Source organism: Hydrogenophaga sp. ANAO-22 (assembly GCF_042466645.1).
GTDB lineage: Bacteria > Pseudomonadota > Gammaproteobacteria > Burkholderiales > Burkholderiaceae_C > Hydrogenophaga.
The window spans coordinates 2,604,860-2,619,497 of sequence record NZ_CP159956.1 but is presented as its reverse complement, the minus strand read 5'-3'; the positions used below and the strand labels follow the sequence as shown (position 1 = coordinate 2,619,497).

Genomic DNA, 14,638 nt, shown 5'->3' with positions numbered 1-14,638 from the left:
GGGCTGCCGTCCAGCAGAGCATCCAGAACCGAGAGCCCGCATTCCCTGAATCAGGGGGGCGGGCTCGTCCCCTTTTCGGAGTATTTCCATGTCCCGCACCACGCCCCTTGAGCGTTATCGCAACATCGGTATTTCCGCGCACATCGATGCCGGCAAGACCACCACCACCGAACGCATCCTGTTCTACACCGGTGTGAACCACAAGATCGGCGAAGTTCACGATGGCGCCGCCACCATGGACTGGATGGAGCAGGAGCAGGAGCGTGGCATCACGATCACCTCGGCTGCCACCACCTGCTTCTGGAAGGGCATGGACCTGTCCTATCCCGAGCACCGCTTCAACATCATCGACACCCCCGGCCACGTGGACTTCACCATCGAGGTGGAGCGTTCCATGCGCGTGCTGGACGGCGCCTGCATGGTGTACTGCGCCGTGGGCGGCGTGCAGCCGCAGTCGGAAACTGTTTGGCGTCAGGCCAACAAGTACAAGGTGCCCCGCCTCGCGTTCGTCAACAAGATGGACCGCACCGGCGCCAACTTCTTCAAGGTCTATGACCAGATGCGTCTGCGCCTGAAGGCCAACCCTGTGCCGATCGTGATCCCGATCGGCGCCGAAGACAACTTCAAGGGCGTGGTCGACCTCATCAAGATGAAGGCGATCATCTGGGACGAGGCGTCCCAAGGCATGAAGTTCGAGTTCCAGGACATCCCGGCCGAACTGCAGGCGCAAGCCGAAGAATGGCGCGAGAAGATGATCGAGGCCGCCGCCGAATCCAGCGAAGAGCTGATGAACAAGTACCTTGAGGAAGGCAACCTGACGGAAGCCGAAATCAAGCAAGGCATTCGCGCGCGCACGCTGGCCACCGAAATCCAGCCCATGCTGTGCGGCACCGCGTTCAAGAACAAGGGCGTGCAGCGCATGCTCGACGCCGTGATCGACTTCCTGCCCTCGCCGGTGGACATTCCTCCCGTGGGCGGCACCGATGACAACGAGGAACCCACCTCGCGCAAGGCGTCCGACGACGAGAAGCTGTCCGCCCTGGCGTTCAAGCTGATGACCGACCCGTACGTGGGCCAGCTCACGTTCGTGCGCGTGTACTCCGGCGTGCTCAAGAAGGGCGACTCGGTCTACAACCCGGTCAAGGGCAAGAAGGAGCGCATCGGTCGTATCGTGCAGATGCACGCGAACAACCGCCTGGAAGTGGAAGAAATCCGCGCCGGCGACATCGCTGCCTGCGTGGGCCTCAAGGACGTGACCACGGGTGAGACCCTGTGCGATCCGGACGCCATCATCATGCTCGAGCGCATGGTCTTCCCCGAGCCCGTGATTGCGCAGGCCGTGGAACCCAAGACCAAGGCCGACCAGGAAAAGATGGGCATTGCGCTGCAACGCCTGGCTTCCGAAGATCCTTCGTTCCGCGTCAAGACCGACGAAGAGTCCGGCCAGACCATCATCTCCGGCATGGGCGAGCTGCACCTGGAAATCATTGTCGACCGCATGAAGCGCGAGTTCGGCGTGGAAGCCAACGTCGGCAAGCCCCAGGTGGCTTACCGCGAAACCATCCGCAAGAGCGTGGACGAAGCCGAAGGCAAGTTCGTGCGCCAGTCGGGCGGTAAAGGTCAGTACGGCCACGTGGTGTTCAAGATCGAACCCAACGAAGCCGGCAAGGGCTTCGAATTCGTGGACGCCATCAAGGGCGGCGTGGTGCCGCGCGAGTACATCCCGGCGGTGGAAAAGGGCGTGATCGAGGCGCTCAACGCCGGTGTGCTGGCGGGCTTCCCCGTCGTGGACGTCAAGGTCACGCTGCACTTCGGTTCGTACCACGACGTGGACTCGTCCGAAATGGCGTTCAAGATGGCCGCCATCTTCGGCTTCAAGGAAGGTTGCAAGAAGGCCAGCCCGGTCATCCTGGAACCCATGATGGCCGTGGAAGTGGAAACGCCTGAAGACTACGCCGGCAACGTGATGGGCGATCTGTCCAGCCGTCGCGGCATGGTGCAGGGCATGGAAGACATGGTGGGCGGCGGCAAGGCCATCAAGGCCGAAGTGCCCCTGTCCGAAATGTTCGGCTACTCGACCACGCTGCGCTCGATGTCGCAAGGCCGTGCCACGTACACGATGGAGTTCAAGCACTACTCCGAAGCGCCGCGCAACGTGTCCGAAGCCATCGTGGCTGCACGCGCGAAGTAAATACCTTGGGGATGGGGCGCTTTCGGGCGCGCTGTCCCCAATTGATCAGCCGGTCTGCGACCATGCGCCGCCCTGTTCCCGTGCGGGGCGATCCAGCAGTGTGGTGCAGACCTTAAACCGTGACACGGGTTTGTTCTTTAGGAATTGAAAATGGCAAAAGAGAAATTTGAGCGGACCAAGCCGCACGTGAACGTGGGCACGATTGGTCACGTGGACCATGGCAAGACGACGCTGACGGCGGCGATCACGACGGTGCTGGCGGCCAAGTTCGGCGGCGCGGCCAAGGCCTACGACCAGATCGATGCGGCACCGGAAGAGAAGGCGCGCGGCATCACGATCAACACCGCGCACGTGGAATACGAAACGGCCAACCGCCACTACGCCCACGTGGACTGCCCCGGCCACGCCGACTACGTCAAGAACATGATCACCGGTGCCGCCCAGATGGACGGCGCCATTCTGGTGTGCTCGGCCGCTGACGGTCCGATGCCCCAGACCCGCGAGCACATCCTGCTGGCGCGCCAGGTGGGCGTGCCTTACATCATCGTGTTCCTGAACAAGTGCGACATGGTCGACGACGCCGAGCTGCTCGAGCTGGTCGAGATGGAAGTGCGCGAGCTGCTGGACAAGTACGACTTCCCGGGCGACGCCACCCCCATCATCCACGGCTCGGCCAAGCTCGCCCTGGAAGGCGACAAGGGCAAGCTGGGCGAAGAAGCCATCATGAAGCTGGCTGACGCGCTGGACACCTACATCCCCACGCCCGAGCGCGCGGTGGACGGTGCCTTCCTGATGCCGGTGGAAGACGTGTTCTCCATCTCGGGCCGCGGCACCGTGGTGACGGGCCGTATCGAGCGCGGCATCATCAAGGTCGGCGAAGAAATCGAGATCGTGGGCATCTCCGCCACGCAGAAGACGACCTGCACGGGCGTGGAGATGTTCCGCAAGCTGCTGGACCAGGGCCAGGCGGGCGACAACGTGGGTATCCTGCTGCGCGGCACCAAGCGCGAAGACGTGCAGCGCGGCCAGGTGCTGTGCAAGCCCGGCTCGATCAAGCCGCACACGCACTTCACGGGTGAGGTGTACGTGCTGTCCAAGGACGAAGGTGGCCGTCACACGCCGTTCTTCAACAACTACCGTCCGCAGTTCTACTTCCGCACGACCGACGTGACCGGCTCGATCGAGCTGCCCGAAGGCAAGGAAATGGTGATGCCGGGTGACAACGTGTCGATCACGGTCAAGCTGATCGCCCCGATCGCCATGGAAGAAGGCCTGCGCTTTGCCATCCGCGAAGGCGGCCGCACCGTCGGCGCCGGCGTCGTCGCAAAAATCATCGCGTAAGGAGCGGGTATGTCCACCAAACAAAAAATCCGCATCCGCCTCAAGGCTTTCGACTACAAGCTGATCGACAGCTCGGCCGCCGAGATCGTTGACACCGCCAAGCGCACCGGCGCGATCGTCAAGGGTCCCGTGCCCCTGCCGACCCGCATGAAGCGCTTCGACATCCTGCGCTCGCCGCACGTCAACAAGACCAGCCGCGACCAGCTCGAAATCCGCACCCACCAGCGTCTGATGGACATCGTGGACCCGACCGACAAGACGGTCGACGCCCTGATGAAGCTCGACCTGCCGGCTGGCGTGGACGTCGAAATCAAGCTGCAGTAAGTTTCTCGCTTGGGCACCGTCGGGCCAGTCGCCCGGCGGTGCTTGCGGAGAAAAAGCCCGCCGGTTATACTGGCGGGCTTTCCGGCTTCTGGCCGGAGATTTCGTGGTGCCGTTTGATCCTGAATCATCGGCCCTTAGCGCGGAGCCTCGGTTCCGCACCATCAGCCCCGGCCAATTGAAGTCGGGAACGGAGAAAACAATGAGTCTTAGCAACTCCCTCGGGTTGTTGGGTCGCAAGGTGGGCATGATGCGTCTGTTCACCGATGACGGGGACGCAGTGCCTGTCACGGTGGTCGATGTGTCGAACAACCGTGTGACGCAGGTCAAAACCCTGGCCCATGACGGCTACGATGCGCTGCAGGTCACCTTTGGTGCCCGCCGTGCCTCCCGCGTGACCAAGCCCGAAGCGGGCCACCTGGCCAAGGCCGGTGTCGAAGCGGGTGAAATCATCCAGGAATTCCGCGTCGCCTCCGACGTCGCTGCCCAGTACCAGCCCGGTGCCGTGGTGGCCCCCAACGCGATCTTCGCGGCGGGTCAGAAGGTGGACGTGCAAGGCACCTCGATCGGTAAAGGCTTCGCCGGCACCATCAAGCGCCACAACTTCAGCTCGCAGCGCGCCTCGCACGGCAACAGCCGTTCGCACAACGTGCCGGGCTCCATCTCCATGGCCCAGGATCCGGGTCGCGTGTTCCCCGGCAAGAAGATGACCGGGCACATGGGCGATGTGACCAAGACCATCCAGAACCTCGACATCGTGCGCGTGGACGAAACCCGTCAACTGCTCATGATCCGCGGCGCCGTTCCCGGCTCCAACGGCGGTTTCGTGACCGTGCGTCCCGCCATCAAGGCCAAATCCGGCAAGGGAGCAAACTGATGCAAGTTGAACTCCTGAACGACCAGGGTCAAGCCTCGTCCAACGTGGATGTGCCCGAGACCGTGTTTGGTCGCGACTACAACGAAGCCCTGATCCACCAGCTCGTGGTGGCTTATCAGGCGAACGCCCGTCAAGGTACGCGTGCACAAAAAGACCGCCAGATGGTCAAGCACTCGACCAAGAAGCCGTTCAAGCAGAAGGGCACCGGCCGCGCACGCGCCGGTATGACGTCTTCGCCGCTGTGGCGCGGGGGCGGTCGCATTTTCCCGAACAGCCCTGACGAAAACTTCACCCAGAAGCTCAACAAGAAGATGTACCGCGCCGGCATGGCGTCCATCTTCTCGCAGCTCGTGCGTGAAGGCCGTCTGGCCGTGGTCGATTCCCTGAAAGTGGACTCGCCCAAGACCAAGCAGCTGGCCGACAAATTCAAAGCCATGAACCTGCAATCGGTGCTGGTGATCGCCGAGGAAGTCGACGAGAACCTGTACCTGGCTTCGCGCAACCTGCCCAACGTGCTGGTGGTCGAGCCGCGTTACGCCGATCCGCTGTCGCTGGTGCATTACAAGAAGGTCATCGTCACCAAGGCGGCGATCGACCAGCTCAAGGAGATGTTCGCATGAGCGTCACGAAATACGACGAAGGTCGCCTGATGCAGGTCCTCGTGGCACCGATCGTGTCCGAGAAGGCCACCCAGGTTGCCGAGCAAACCAACGCCGTGATGTTCAAGGTGTTGCGTGATGCCTCCAAGCCCGAGATCAAGGCGGCCGTTGAACTGATGTTCAAGGTCCAGGTCAAGGGCGTTTCCGTGCTCAACCAGAAGGGCAAGTCCAAGCGCTTTGGCAAGACCGTCGGTCGTCGCGACCACGTTCGCAAGGCCTATGTGACGCTGATGCCGGGTCAAGAGCTGAACTTCGGCGGAGAGGGCGTTTAATCATGGCAGTCATCAAGATGAAACCGACTTCGCCAGGCCGTCGCGGCATGGTGAAGGTCACGCGTGACCAACTGCACAAGGGTGCGGGTTTTGCGCCCCTGCTGGAGCCCCAATTCCAGAAGGCCGGCCGCAACAACAACGGTCACATCACCACCCGCCACAAGGGCGGTGGTCACAAGCACCACTACCGTGTGGTCGATTTCCGTCGCAACAAGGACGGCATCCCGGCCAAGGTCGAGCGCATCGAGTACGACCCGAACCGCACGGCGCACATCGCGCTGCTGTGCTACGCCGACGGCGAGCGCCGCTACATCATCGCCCCGCGTGGCGTTGAAGTGGGCGCAACCCTGCTGTCCGGCTCGGAGTCGCCGATCCGCGTGGGCAACACGCTGCCGATCCGCAACATCCCGGTCGGTTCGACCATCCACTGCATCGAGCTGCAGGTCGGCAAGGGCGCGCAAATCGCCCGTTCCGCCGGCGCCTCGGCTGTGCTGCTGGCCCGCGAAGGCATCTACGCCCAGGTGCGCATGCGCTCGGGTGAAGTGCGCAAGGTCCACGTGGATTGCCGCGCCACCATCGGCGAAGTGTCCAACCAGGAACACAGCCTGCGCCAGTTGGGCAAGGCCGGTGTGAAGCGTCACATGGGCATCCGCCCGACCGTTCGCGGTACCGCGATGAACCCGATCGACCACCCGCACGGTGGTGGTGAAGGCAAGACCGGCGAAGGCCGCGCTCCGGTGGATCCGTGGGGCAACCTGACCAAGGGCTATCGCACCCGCAACAACCGCCGCACGCAGTCGATGATCGTCTCGCGTCGCAAGAAGTAAAGGGTTGACAACATGACTCGCTCACTCAAAAAAGGTCCGTTTGTCGACCATCACCTGTTGGCCAAGGTTGAAAAAGCCCAAGCCACCAAGGACAAAAAGCCCGTCAAGACCTGGTCGCGCCGCTCGATGATCCTGCCCGATTTCATCGGCCTGACCATCGCCGTGCACAACGGCAAGCAGCACGTGCCCGTGTACATCACCGATCAGATGGTGGGACACAAGCTCGGCGAGTTTTCGCTGACGCGCACGTTCAAGGGCCACCCGGCCGACAAAAAAGCGAAGAAGTAAGGACTAACCATGGAAACCCGTTCAATCGTTCGAGGCGTTCGCCTCTCGGTCGACAAAGGCCGACTGGTTGCCGACCTGATTCGTGGCAAGAAGGTCGACCAGGCCCTCAACATCCTGGCGTTCACGCAGAAGAAGGCCGCTGGCATCGTCAAGAAGGCTCTTGAGTCCGCCATCGCCAACGCGGAACACAACGACGGCGCCGACATCGACGAACTGAAGGTCAAGACCATCTACGTCGAGCAAGGCACCACGCTCAAGCGCTTCTCGGCCCGCGCCAAAGGCCGCGGCAACCGCATCAGCAAACCCACGTGTCACATCTACGTGACGGTTGGCAACTGAAGAGGTCACAGGAATATGGGACAGAAAATCAACCCCACCGGGTTCCGCCTCGCAGTTTCCCGCAACTGGGCCAGCCGCTGGTACGCGAGCAACCGTGACTTCGCCGGCATGCTGGCTGAAGACATCAAGGTGCGCGAGTACCTCAAGGGCAAGCTGAAGAACGCCGCCGTTTCACGCGTCGTGATCGAGCGCCCCGCCAAGAACGCCCGCATCACCATCTACTCGGCGCGTCCGGGCGTGGTGATTGGCAAGAAGGGTGAGGACATCGAGAAGCTGAAGAAGGAACTGGCCGCCAAGCTGGGCGTGCCGGTTGCGGTCAACATCGAAGAAGTGCGCAAGCCCGAAATCGATGCCAAGCTGATCGCCGACAGCATCACGCAGCAGCTCGAAAAGCGCATCATGTTCCGCCGCGCCATGAAGCGCGCGATGCAGAACGCCATGCGCCTGGGCGCACAGGGCATCAAGATCATGTCGTCGGGTCGTCTCAACGGCATTGAAATCGCTCGTTGCGAGTGGTACCGCGAAGGTCGCGTGCCGCTTCACACCCTGCGCGCCGACATCGACTACGGCACGTCCGAAGCCAAGACCACCTACGGCATCATCGGTGTCAAGGTCTGGGTCTACAAGGGCGACACCCTGGGTCGCAACGATGCGCCCGTGGTGGCCGAGCCGCGTGTGGAAGAAGAGCGTCGTCCGCGTGGTCCGCGCCGCGAGCGTCCGGCAGGTCCTCCTGCCCGCGCCGCAGTTCGCCGCCCTGGCGCCAATGCCGCTCCGGCCGACGGCAGCGACAAGCCTGCCGAAGCCACCGGCACCGAAACCAAACCCGCCGTTAAGCGCGTTCGCAAAGACGCCGCGCCCGCATCTGCAGCTGCGGACGGCAAAGGAGAATAAACATGTTGCAACCTGCTCGCCGCAAGTTCCGTAAAGAACAAAAAGGCCGCAATACCGGCGTCGCCACCAGTGGCGCCACCGTCGCGTTCGGCGACTTCGGCCTGAAGTCGACCGACCGCGGTCGCCTGACGGCTCGCCAGATCGAGGCCGCACGCCGTGCGATCTCCCGTCACGTGAAGCGTGGCGGCCGCATCTGGATCCGCGTGTTCCCGGACAAGCCGATCTCCCAGAAGCCTGCCGAAGTCCGTATGGGCAACGGCAAGGGTTCGGTGGAGTACTACGTGGCCGAGATCCAGCCTGGCAAGGTGCTCTACGAAATCGTGGGCGTGCCCGAACAGCTGGCCCGCGAGGCATTCACGCTGGCGGCCGCCAAGCTTCCGTTGCGCACCACGTTCGTGACGCGCATGTTGGGTCAGTGATTCAGGAGAACACAAGATGAAAACTGCTGAACTGCGCCAAAAGGATGTGGCCGGCCTCGAAGCCGAAGTGAAGGCACTGCAAAAGGCCCATTTCGGTCTGCGCATGCAAAAAGCCACGCAACAACTCAACAACAACGCCACGCTGGGTGACACCCGCCGTGCGATCGCTCGCGCCAAGACCATCCTGGCCGAGAAGCAGCGCGCCGCCGCCGCGGCCAAATAAGGAGTGACCATGACGGAAGCTAAAACATCCCTCAAGCGCACCTTGGTTGGCAAGGTGGTCAGCGACAAGCGTTCCAAGACCGTGACGGTGTTGGTGGAGCGCCGTGTGAAGCACGAGCTCTACGACAAGATCGTGGCGAAATCCAGCAAGTACCACGCTCACGACGAAAAGAGCGAGTACAAGATGGGCGACGTGATCGAGATCACCGAGAGCCGTCCGCTGTCCAAGACCAAGAACTGGGTCGCCACGCGCCTGGTGCAAAAGGCCGCGCTGGTCTGAGCCCCATTGCGTTGCTTGCAGCGCAGATCGAAAAAGCGACCGACAATCCGGTCGCTTTTTCTTTTTCCGGCCCGACATGAACGGGCCTTCCAGCCACGGCCTGCGGGCCACACAACGAGGAGCACGACATGATCAAAGTGGGTGACAAGATTCCGGCGGCCACGCTGATGGAATACAGCGAAGTCGAAGGCAATGGCTGCAGCATCGGCCCGAACCCGGTGGACGTGCAGAAGGCGTCGGCGGGCAAGACGATCGCCGTGTTCGCGCTGCCCGGTGCGTTCACGCCGACCTGTTCCGCCAAGCACGTGCCGGGCTTTGTCCAGCACGCCGCTGACTTCAAAGCCGCGGGCGTGGACGAGATCTGGTGCCTGAGCGTGAACGACGCTTTCGTGATGGGCGCCTGGGCGCGCGATCAGAAGACGGGTGACAAGGTGCGCATGCTGGCCGACGGCAGCGCCGATTTCGCCAAGGCCACGGGCCTGACCCTGGACCTGACGGGCCGCGGCATGGGCTTGCGCAGCAACCGTTACTCGATGCTGGTCAAGGACGGCGTGGTGCAGTCGCTGAACGTGGAAGGCCCCGGCAAGTTCGAGGTGAGCGACGCCGACACCCTGCTGGCCCAGGCCAAAGCCGGCGCCTGATCCACCACCCATGAAAAAAGCCGCCGGTGTCGCCACCTGGCGGCTTTTTTGTGGGCGCTTGTCCGGCTAGAGATCGACCTTGAGGTAATGCGCACCCGGAATGGGGTTGTGGTAATACGGCGCCACCTCGACAAAACCCATCTCCTGGTACAGCGCGCGCGCCGTTTCCATGTCGCTCAGGGTGTCGAGCAGCATGGTGGTGTAGCCCGACAGCTGGCCGTCCGACAGCACGCGCTCCACCAGCAGGCGGCCCAGGCCGAAGCCGCGAAAGGCCGGGCGCACGAACAGGCGCTTCATCTCGCAGGCGTTGAGGTGGTCGGTGTTGTAGAGCGGGCGCATGGCACAGCAGCCAGCGGGTTCACCGTCCACGCAGGCCAGCAACAGCGTGCCCGCCGGTGGGGCGTAAGCGCCGGGCAGTTCGGCGAGCTCGGCGTCGAAGCCCTGGAAGCACAGGTCGATGCCCAGTCCTGCCTGGTATTCCAGGAAGAGCTGGCGAACGGTCTGCAGATCGTCGGGAAACTGGGCCGGTCTCAGCGAGATCACGGCGGTTCCGGTGTCGGTCATGGCGGTGGGGAGGGCGGGCGCGAAGCCCGGTGGGTGGCGTGGCTGCCACTATACGACAGCATGGGCCGACCGCCGCCCTAGAAGGCGTTGCCCAGGCTGACCAACCAGCCCACCGCCGCGGCGCACAGGCCCAGCACCACCAGGGCGAGCAGGCGCGTGCCCGCCGTGTCGCGGGTGCTGGGCACGGGGACCGGCACCTGCTTGTCGCCCACCACCATGGGCCGCACGAGGCCTTGCTTCTTCACCCACTTGTAGTAGGCGATGGCCAGCAGGTGCAGGCCCACGAGCACGAGGACGATGAGCTTGCCGACCTCCTTGTGGTAACCGGTCGCCAGCGACACCGTTTCGCCCGAGACGAAGCGCACCAGGGGGCCGAAGAAGGCGATCTCGTCGTCGCTCATGAGACCGGTGCCCACTTGGGCAGCGAGGATCAAGAGGAACGCGAAGACCGAGAGGGCCCCCAGCGGGCTGTGGCCCACCGAGTGCTCGGGTCGGCCCCGTCCCCGGAGGTAGGCCATCAGCGACGAGGGTGCATAGATGAAGCGGGTGAAGCGCGACCAGTGGCCGCCGATGAAGCCCCAGATCAGGCGGAACAGCAGCAGGGTCAACACCGCGTAGCCTAGGCGAAGGTGCCAGTTCATCCAGTTGCCGCCGATGCTGCCGGTGACGATCAGCCCGATGACGCAGGCCGCGAGCAGCCAGTGGAACAGACGGGTGGGCAGGTCCCAGACGCGGATGGTGTGCATGGTGATCGTGGAGGTTGGATTCGGAATCGAGGAATAGAGAAGGTATATCGGAAAACGTTCCAGTGGAACTTTGGCCAACTCCCTACACTCCTGAGCGGGTGGCTCCCGGAGCCACGCCGCAACGCCCCACAACCTCCTCAGGAGTTTTCATGAAAATAATCGCTCCCCTCGCCTTGGCCCTGGCCTTCGGCACCCTGTCGGCACCCGCCTTCGCGCAATTCCAGAAGCCCGAAGACGCGGTGAAGTACCGCAAGGGCGCCCTGACCGTGATGGCCAACCACTTCAGCCGCATCGGTGCGATGGCCAACGGCCGCGCGCCCTTCGATGCCAAGGTGGCCGCCGAGAGCGCCGCGATCGTGGAGACCATGAGCAAGCTGCCGTGGGAAGGCTTCGTGCCGGGCACCGACAAGGGCGACACCGGCGCCTTGCCCGTGATCTGGACCGAACAGGCCAAGTTCAAGGAGAACTCGGAGAAGCTCCAGAGCGCCACCGCCCAGCTGGCGGCCGCCGCGAAAACGGGCAACCTCGACAGCGTGAAGACCGCGTTCGGCGCCACGGCCCAGACCTGCAAGGCCTGCCACGACGCGTTCCGCAAATAAGACGGATCGCCTCCAAACAAAAAGGCCGGGAACGATCCCGGCCTTTTTCATGGAAGCTCGCCCGCGAAGGTTCAGGCCTGTTGGGCCAGCAGCTCTTCGATCAGCTTGTGCAGCGCGGGAAAATCAGGTTCCCCCACATAGCGTTTGACGATGCGGCCCTGTTTGTCCACCAGGTAGGTGGTGGGCGTGAGCTTGACGTCGCCCCATTGCTTGGCGATGTCGCCGGTGTTGTCCAGCGCGACCTTGAAGGGCAGCTGGCGCGACTGCGCGAAGTTGAGCACCCAGGCCGGCGGGTCGTACTCCATGGCCACGGCCACAGTCTCGAAGCCCTGTCCCTGGTACTTCTGGTACGTGGCGACGATGGAGGGCATTTCCTTCACACAGGTGACGCAGGTCGTGGCCCAGAAATTCACCAGCGTGACCTTGCCCTTGAGGTCGGCGGTGGTGGCCTTGCTGCCATCGAGCAGCACGAAGGTGGATTCGGGCGCCGCGTCGCGGCCCGCGCAACCCGCCAAGCCCAGGGCGCCGAGGGCACCCAGCGCGGCAGCCGCTTGAAGGGTGCGCCGACGGTGCTGGCCGCGGGGGCTGAGATCGGTCATTGTCTTTTCACTTCCCGGGGGCTACATTGCCCCACGTCATTCATTCATTGAACAGCTTGCTTCCCGGAGGAACCGCCATGCAGCGCCGCCAGTTTACCCAGTCCACCACCGCGATGATCGGCCTTCTGGTCCTCGCTGCCCATCAGCAGGCCAGGGCCTTGTCCTTGGGCGATCTCACCGAAGGCGACGCCAGCCAGGGCATCAAGGTAGCCCTGGAAAAGGGCGCGCTGGCCGCGGTGGCCTTGCTGGGCAAGACGGATGGATTCCTGGGCAACCCAAAAGTTCGGATTCCCTTGCCCGGATTTCTCGAGGATGCGTCCAAGCTGCTCAAGATGACCGGCCAGGGCAAACGGGTCGACGAACTGGTCACCAGCATGAATCGGGCTGCCGAGGCGGCCGTGCCGATGGGGCGCGATGTGTTGGTGGGGGCGGTGAAGTCCATGAACGTGACCGACGCCAAGAACATCCTGGGCGGGGGCGACAACGCCGTGACGCAGTTCTTTGCTGAAAAAACGCGCAGCCCGCTGGGCGAGAAGTTCCTGCCCATCGTGACCAAGGCCACCGAGAAGGTGGGTCTGGCCAACCAGTACAACAAGGTGGCTGGCAAGGCCGCGGGCATCGGGCTGGTCAAGTCGGAAGACGCCAATATCCAGCGCTACGTCACTGGCAAATCGCTCGACGGGCTCTACACCATCATTGGCGAGGAAGAGCGCAAGATCCGCCAGGACCCGGTGGGCACCGGCAGCGCCATCCTGAAAAAGGTCTTTGGCGCCTTGAAGTGAGCGCCTCCTTGCAAATACTTGCCCGAAATTACTTGAGCTTCTGCCTGGCCTCGGCCAGGCGGGCCTCCAGGTACTCACCGTAGAAGTCGGGCACCGCAATGCCGACCAGGCGCTCGGCGAGTTCCCGCCCGTCCGGGCCGAAGAACAGCACCGTCGGCGTGAAGCGGGCCTTCCACGCCCGGGCCAGTTCGGCCGGCGTGCTCAGTTGCCCATCAAAACCCTGCAGGTTGCCGGTGCGGTCCATCACGTCGATCTGCACCGCGTGGACCTTGCCCTCGCGCCGCATGGGCAGCAGGTAGTGGTTGCGCACGATGGCGCAATAGGGGCAGCCGGTCAGCGTGGTCATCACCACCAGAGGCTCGCCGCGGGCGGCAGCGGCTTGCGCGGCGCCGCGCAGCGAGGTGGGGGTGGGCAAGGCCTGCGCGGCGGTGGCGGGTGGGGGCGTGGCGATGTCGCTCATGGGTGTCACGAAGTTGGGGCGTCGTGGTTCAGACCGCGCCGCGGCGTTGAAGTTCGGCCAGGCGCTCGGGCGGGCAGGCCAGCCAGTCATCCAGCACCTCGGCCGTGTGCTGGCCCAACAGCGGTGGCGGCAGGTCGTTGCGCACCGGCGTGGCGCTGAGCTTGAGCGGGCTGGCGACGAGGTCGACCGCATCGGCCAGGGGGTGCGACCAGGTGTGCACCATGTCGCGCGAGCGCACGTGCTCGTCGGCGAACACCTCGGCGAGGTTGTTGATCGGGCCGCAGGGCACCTTGGCGGCTTCCAGCGCGGCCAGCCAGTCGGCTTTGCCGCGCGTCTTGAGCAGGTCGGCCAGCAGGGGCACCAGCACCTCGCGGTGGCGCACGCGGTTCTGGTTCTGCGCGAAGCGCGGGTCGGTGGCGAGCCCGGGCCGTCCGGCCACCGCGCAGAACTTGGCGAACTGGCCATCGTTGCCCACGGCCAGGATGATGTATTGCGCCTGGCCTTGCGCATCCGGCGCGACCTCGAAGGCCTGGTACGGCACGATGTTGGCGTGGGCATTGCCCGCCCGGCCCGGCACCTTGCCTTCGTCCCGGCCGCGCACCAGGTAGTTGGCGCCCAGGTTGGCGAGCATGGCGACCTGGGTGTCGAGCAGCGCCATGTCGATGTGCTGGCCTTCGCCGGTGCGCTCAGCGTGGCGCAGCGCGGCCTGGATGGCGATGGTCGCGTACAGGCCGGTGAACAGGTCGGTCACCGCCACGCCCACCTTCTGCGGGCCGCCGCCGGGCAACGCATCGCGCTCGCCGGTCACGCTCATGAGGCCGCCCATGGCCTGGATGGCGAAGTCGTAGCCCGCGCGGTCCTTGTAGGGGCCGGTCTGGCCGAAGCCGGTGATCGAGCAGTAGACGAGCCGGGGGTTGATCGCGCGCAGTGCGGCGTAGTCCAGGCCGTAGCGCGCCATGTCGCCAACCTTGTAGTTTTCGACGAACACATCGGCCTTGGCCGCCAGCTCGCGGATCAGGGCCTGGCCCTCGGGCGTGGCGATGTCGCAGGTGATGGAGCGCTTGTTGCGGTTCGCACCCAGGTAGTAGGCCGCCTCGGCGGTGTCCTGGCCATCGCGTCCCTGCAGAAAGGGCGGGCCCCAGCCGCGGGTGTCGTCGCCGCCGGGATGGCCCGCGCCCGGAGGGCGCTCCACCTTCACCACATCGGCGCCCAGATCGGCCAGCGTCTGCGTGCACCAGGGGCCGGCGAGCACGCGCGAGAGATCAAGTATGCGGATACCATCCAGAGCATTCATGTTGCCATTGTGCGCGACCCCGCCTT

21 protein-coding genes are annotated in these 14,638 nt (G+C 64.1%); 16 read left to right on the top strand and 5 right to left on the bottom strand.

Features of this window, described 5'->3' with window-relative positions; translation table 11 throughout:
- The first annotated feature begins 88 nt into the window (after positions 1 to 88).
- The 14 genes from fusA (at position 89) to ABSY19_RS12530 (ending at position 9,568) form a co-directional block, all read left to right on the top strand.
- On the top strand, positions 89 to 2,191 hold the full coding sequence (gene fusA, locus ABSY19_RS12595; RefSeq protein WP_291116159.1) for an elongation factor G: 2,103 nt from the start codon (positions 89 to 91) through the stop codon (positions 2,189 to 2,191).
- A gap of 150 nt (positions 2,192 to 2,341) precedes the next feature.
- Complete coding sequence (gene tuf, locus ABSY19_RS12590) at positions 2,342 to 3,532, top strand: elongation factor Tu (RefSeq protein WP_382162668.1); 1,191 nt, start codon at positions 2,342 to 2,344, stop codon at positions 3,530 to 3,532.
- 9 nt (positions 3,533 to 3,541) lie between these two features.
- A complete protein-coding gene (gene rpsJ / locus ABSY19_RS12585) occupies positions 3,542 to 3,856 on the top strand; it encodes a 30S ribosomal protein S10 (protein WP_056266806.1) in 315 nt (104 codons plus the stop codon).
- Positions 3,857 to 4,055: 199 nt separating this feature from the next.
- Positions 4,056 to 4,730: a 50S ribosomal protein L3 gene (rplC, locus tag ABSY19_RS12580; RefSeq protein WP_137918338.1), complete on the top strand. Its 675-nt coding sequence runs from the start codon at positions 4,056 to 4,058 to the stop codon at positions 4,728 to 4,730.
- Complete coding sequence (gene rplD / locus ABSY19_RS12575) at positions 4,730 to 5,350, top strand: 50S ribosomal protein L4 (RefSeq protein ID WP_291114572.1); 621 nt, start codon at positions 4,730 to 4,732, stop codon at positions 5,348 to 5,350. Before rplC ends, rplD begins: the two co-directional genes overlap by 1 nt.
- The gene (gene rplW, locus ABSY19_RS12570) at positions 5,347 to 5,661 is read left to right on the top strand and encodes a 50S ribosomal protein L23 (RefSeq protein ID WP_068174618.1); all 315 of its coding nucleotides are present in this window, start codon (positions 5,347 to 5,349) and stop codon (positions 5,659 to 5,661) included. The genes rplD and rplW overlap by 4 nt, the downstream gene beginning before the upstream one ends.
- A gap of 2 nt (positions 5,662 to 5,663) precedes the next feature.
- Positions 5,664 to 6,488, top strand: coding sequence for a 50S ribosomal protein L2 (gene rplB / locus ABSY19_RS12565; RefSeq protein WP_291114567.1), 825 nt, complete (start codon positions 5,664 to 5,666; stop codon positions 6,486 to 6,488).
- A gap of 12 nt (positions 6,489 to 6,500) precedes the next feature.
- Positions 6,501 to 6,776 (top strand): 30S ribosomal protein S19, encoded by a 276-nt coding sequence (gene rpsS / locus ABSY19_RS12560; protein ID WP_204735724.1) that lies wholly within the window; start codon positions 6,501 to 6,503, stop codon positions 6,774 to 6,776.
- Between the two features lie 9 nt (positions 6,777 to 6,785).
- Positions 6,786 to 7,115 carry a 50S ribosomal protein L22 gene (gene rplV / locus ABSY19_RS12555; RefSeq protein ID WP_137918325.1) on the top strand — a complete coding sequence of 110 codons (330 nt, stop codon included), beginning with the start codon at positions 6,786 to 6,788 and terminating at the stop codon, positions 7,113 to 7,115.
- Between the two features lie 15 nt (positions 7,116 to 7,130).
- On the top strand, positions 7,131 to 8,006 hold the full coding sequence (gene rpsC / locus ABSY19_RS12550; protein WP_291114559.1) for a 30S ribosomal protein S3: 876 nt from the start codon (positions 7,131 to 7,133) through the stop codon (positions 8,004 to 8,006).
- 2 nt (positions 8,007 to 8,008) lie between these two features.
- Positions 8,009 to 8,425 carry a 50S ribosomal protein L16 gene (rplP, locus tag ABSY19_RS12545; protein ID WP_066089098.1) on the top strand — a complete coding sequence of 139 codons (417 nt, stop codon included), beginning with the start codon at positions 8,009 to 8,011 and terminating at the stop codon, positions 8,423 to 8,425.
- A gap of 16 nt (positions 8,426 to 8,441) precedes the next feature.
- Positions 8,442 to 8,648, top strand: a complete 207-nt coding sequence (gene rpmC, locus ABSY19_RS12540; RefSeq protein ID WP_291114553.1) for a 50S ribosomal protein L29 — start codon at positions 8,442 to 8,444, stop codon at positions 8,646 to 8,648.
- A 9-nt stretch (positions 8,649 to 8,657) separates the two neighbouring features.
- On the top strand, positions 8,658 to 8,927 hold the full coding sequence (gene rpsQ / locus ABSY19_RS12535) for a 30S ribosomal protein S17 (protein ID WP_291114550.1): 270 nt from the start codon (positions 8,658 to 8,660) through the stop codon (positions 8,925 to 8,927).
- Between the two features lie 128 nt (positions 8,928 to 9,055).
- Positions 9,056 to 9,568, top strand: a complete 513-nt coding sequence (locus ABSY19_RS12530; protein WP_291114547.1) for a peroxiredoxin — start codon at positions 9,056 to 9,058, stop codon at positions 9,566 to 9,568.
- A gap of 66 nt (positions 9,569 to 9,634) precedes the next feature.
- On the opposite strand, the gene ABSY19_RS12525 is transcribed toward ABSY19_RS12530, so the two are convergent.
- Together ABSY19_RS12525 and ABSY19_RS12520 are read right to left on the bottom strand one after the other, a co-directional pair.
- Entirely contained in the window at positions 9,635 to 10,132 is a 498-nt protein-coding gene (locus ABSY19_RS12525) for a GNAT family N-acetyltransferase (RefSeq protein WP_291114544.1), read from the bottom strand.
- Between the two features lie 77 nt (positions 10,133 to 10,209).
- A complete protein-coding gene (locus ABSY19_RS12520) occupies positions 10,210 to 10,878 on the bottom strand; it encodes a cytochrome b/b6 domain-containing protein (RefSeq protein WP_382163151.1) in 669 nt (222 codons plus the stop codon).
- Between the two features lie 149 nt (positions 10,879 to 11,027).
- On the opposite strand from ABSY19_RS12520, the gene ABSY19_RS12515 reads away from it, so the two are divergent.
- Positions 11,028 to 11,477: a c-type cytochrome gene (locus tag ABSY19_RS12515; RefSeq protein WP_382163149.1), complete on the top strand. Its 450-nt coding sequence runs from the start codon at positions 11,028 to 11,030 to the stop codon at positions 11,475 to 11,477.
- A gap of 71 nt (positions 11,478 to 11,548) precedes the next feature.
- Here ABSY19_RS12515 and ABSY19_RS12510 read toward each other — a convergent pair whose 3' ends face one another.
- On the bottom strand, positions 11,549 to 12,076 hold the full coding sequence (locus tag ABSY19_RS12510; protein WP_382163147.1) for a TlpA family protein disulfide reductase: 528 nt from the start codon (positions 12,074 to 12,076) through the stop codon (positions 11,549 to 11,551).
- Between the two features lie 77 nt (positions 12,077 to 12,153).
- On the opposite strand from ABSY19_RS12510, the gene ABSY19_RS12505 reads away from it, so the two are divergent.
- Positions 12,154 to 12,858: a DUF4197 domain-containing protein gene (locus tag ABSY19_RS12505; RefSeq protein WP_382163146.1), complete on the top strand. Its 705-nt coding sequence runs from the start codon at positions 12,154 to 12,156 to the stop codon at positions 12,856 to 12,858.
- 28 nt (positions 12,859 to 12,886) lie between these two features.
- On the opposite strand, the gene ABSY19_RS12500 is transcribed toward ABSY19_RS12505, so the two are convergent.
- Both ABSY19_RS12500 and ABSY19_RS12495 read right to left on the bottom strand, forming a co-directional pair.
- A complete protein-coding gene (locus ABSY19_RS12500) occupies positions 12,887 to 13,318 on the bottom strand; it encodes a thioredoxin fold domain-containing protein (RefSeq protein WP_382163144.1) in 432 nt (143 codons plus the stop codon).
- A 28-nt stretch (positions 13,319 to 13,346) separates the two neighbouring features.
- The gene (locus ABSY19_RS12495) at positions 13,347 to 14,612 is read right to left on the bottom strand and encodes a CaiB/BaiF CoA transferase family protein (RefSeq protein ID WP_382163142.1); all 1,266 of its coding nucleotides are present in this window, start codon (positions 14,610 to 14,612) and stop codon (positions 13,347 to 13,349) included.
- Positions 14,613 to 14,638 lie beyond the last annotated feature (26 nt).

Coding starts and splice junctions, on each gene's coding strand:
- rplB (WP_291114567.1), top strand. CDS start 5,664: ATGGCAGTCATCAAGATGAAACCGACTTCGCCAGGCCGTCGCGGCATG.
- tuf (WP_382162668.1), top strand. CDS start 2,342: ATGGCAAAAGAGAAATTTGAGCGGACCAAGCCGCACGTGAACGTGGGC.
- rpmC (WP_291114553.1), top strand. CDS start 8,442: ATGAAAACTGCTGAACTGCGCCAAAAGGATGTGGCCGGCCTCGAAGCC.
- fusA (WP_291116159.1), top strand. CDS start 89: ATGTCCCGCACCACGCCCCTTGAGCGTTATCGCAACATCGGTATTTCC.
- rplD (WP_291114572.1), top strand. CDS start 4,730: ATGCAAGTTGAACTCCTGAACGACCAGGGTCAAGCCTCGTCCAACGTG.
- ABSY19_RS12530 (WP_291114547.1), top strand. CDS start 9,056: ATGATCAAAGTGGGTGACAAGATTCCGGCGGCCACGCTGATGGAATAC.
- ABSY19_RS12525 (WP_291114544.1), bottom strand. CDS start 10,132: ATGACCGACACCGGAACCGCCGTGATCTCGCTGAGACCGGCCCAGTTT.
- rplW (WP_068174618.1), top strand. CDS start 5,347: ATGAGCGTCACGAAATACGACGAAGGTCGCCTGATGCAGGTCCTCGTG.
- ABSY19_RS12500 (WP_382163144.1), bottom strand. CDS start 13,318: ATGAGCGACATCGCCACGCCCCCACCCGCCACCGCCGCGCAGGCCTTG.
- rpsJ (WP_056266806.1), top strand. CDS start 3,542: ATGTCCACCAAACAAAAAATCCGCATCCGCCTCAAGGCTTTCGACTAC.
- rpsC (WP_291114559.1), top strand. CDS start 7,131: ATGGGACAGAAAATCAACCCCACCGGGTTCCGCCTCGCAGTTTCCCGC.
- rplC (WP_137918338.1), top strand. CDS start 4,056: ATGAGTCTTAGCAACTCCCTCGGGTTGTTGGGTCGCAAGGTGGGCATG.
- ABSY19_RS12520 (WP_382163151.1), bottom strand. CDS start 10,878: ATGCACACCATCCGCGTCTGGGACCTGCCCACCCGTCTGTTCCACTGG.
- ABSY19_RS12505 (WP_382163146.1), top strand. CDS start 12,154: ATGCAGCGCCGCCAGTTTACCCAGTCCACCACCGCGATGATCGGCCTT.
- ABSY19_RS12515 (WP_382163149.1), top strand. CDS start 11,028: ATGAAAATAATCGCTCCCCTCGCCTTGGCCCTGGCCTTCGGCACCCTG.
- ABSY19_RS12510 (WP_382163147.1), bottom strand. CDS start 12,076: ATGACCGATCTCAGCCCCCGCGGCCAGCACCGTCGGCGCACCCTTCAA.
- rpsQ (WP_291114550.1), top strand. CDS start 8,658: ATGACGGAAGCTAAAACATCCCTCAAGCGCACCTTGGTTGGCAAGGTG.
- rplP (WP_066089098.1), top strand. CDS start 8,009: ATGTTGCAACCTGCTCGCCGCAAGTTCCGTAAAGAACAAAAAGGCCGC.
- rpsS (WP_204735724.1), top strand. CDS start 6,501: ATGACTCGCTCACTCAAAAAAGGTCCGTTTGTCGACCATCACCTGTTG.
- ABSY19_RS12495 (WP_382163142.1), bottom strand. CDS start 14,612: ATGAATGCTCTGGATGGTATCCGCATACTTGATCTCTCGCGCGTGCTC.
- rplV (WP_137918325.1), top strand. CDS start 6,786: ATGGAAACCCGTTCAATCGTTCGAGGCGTTCGCCTCTCGGTCGACAAA.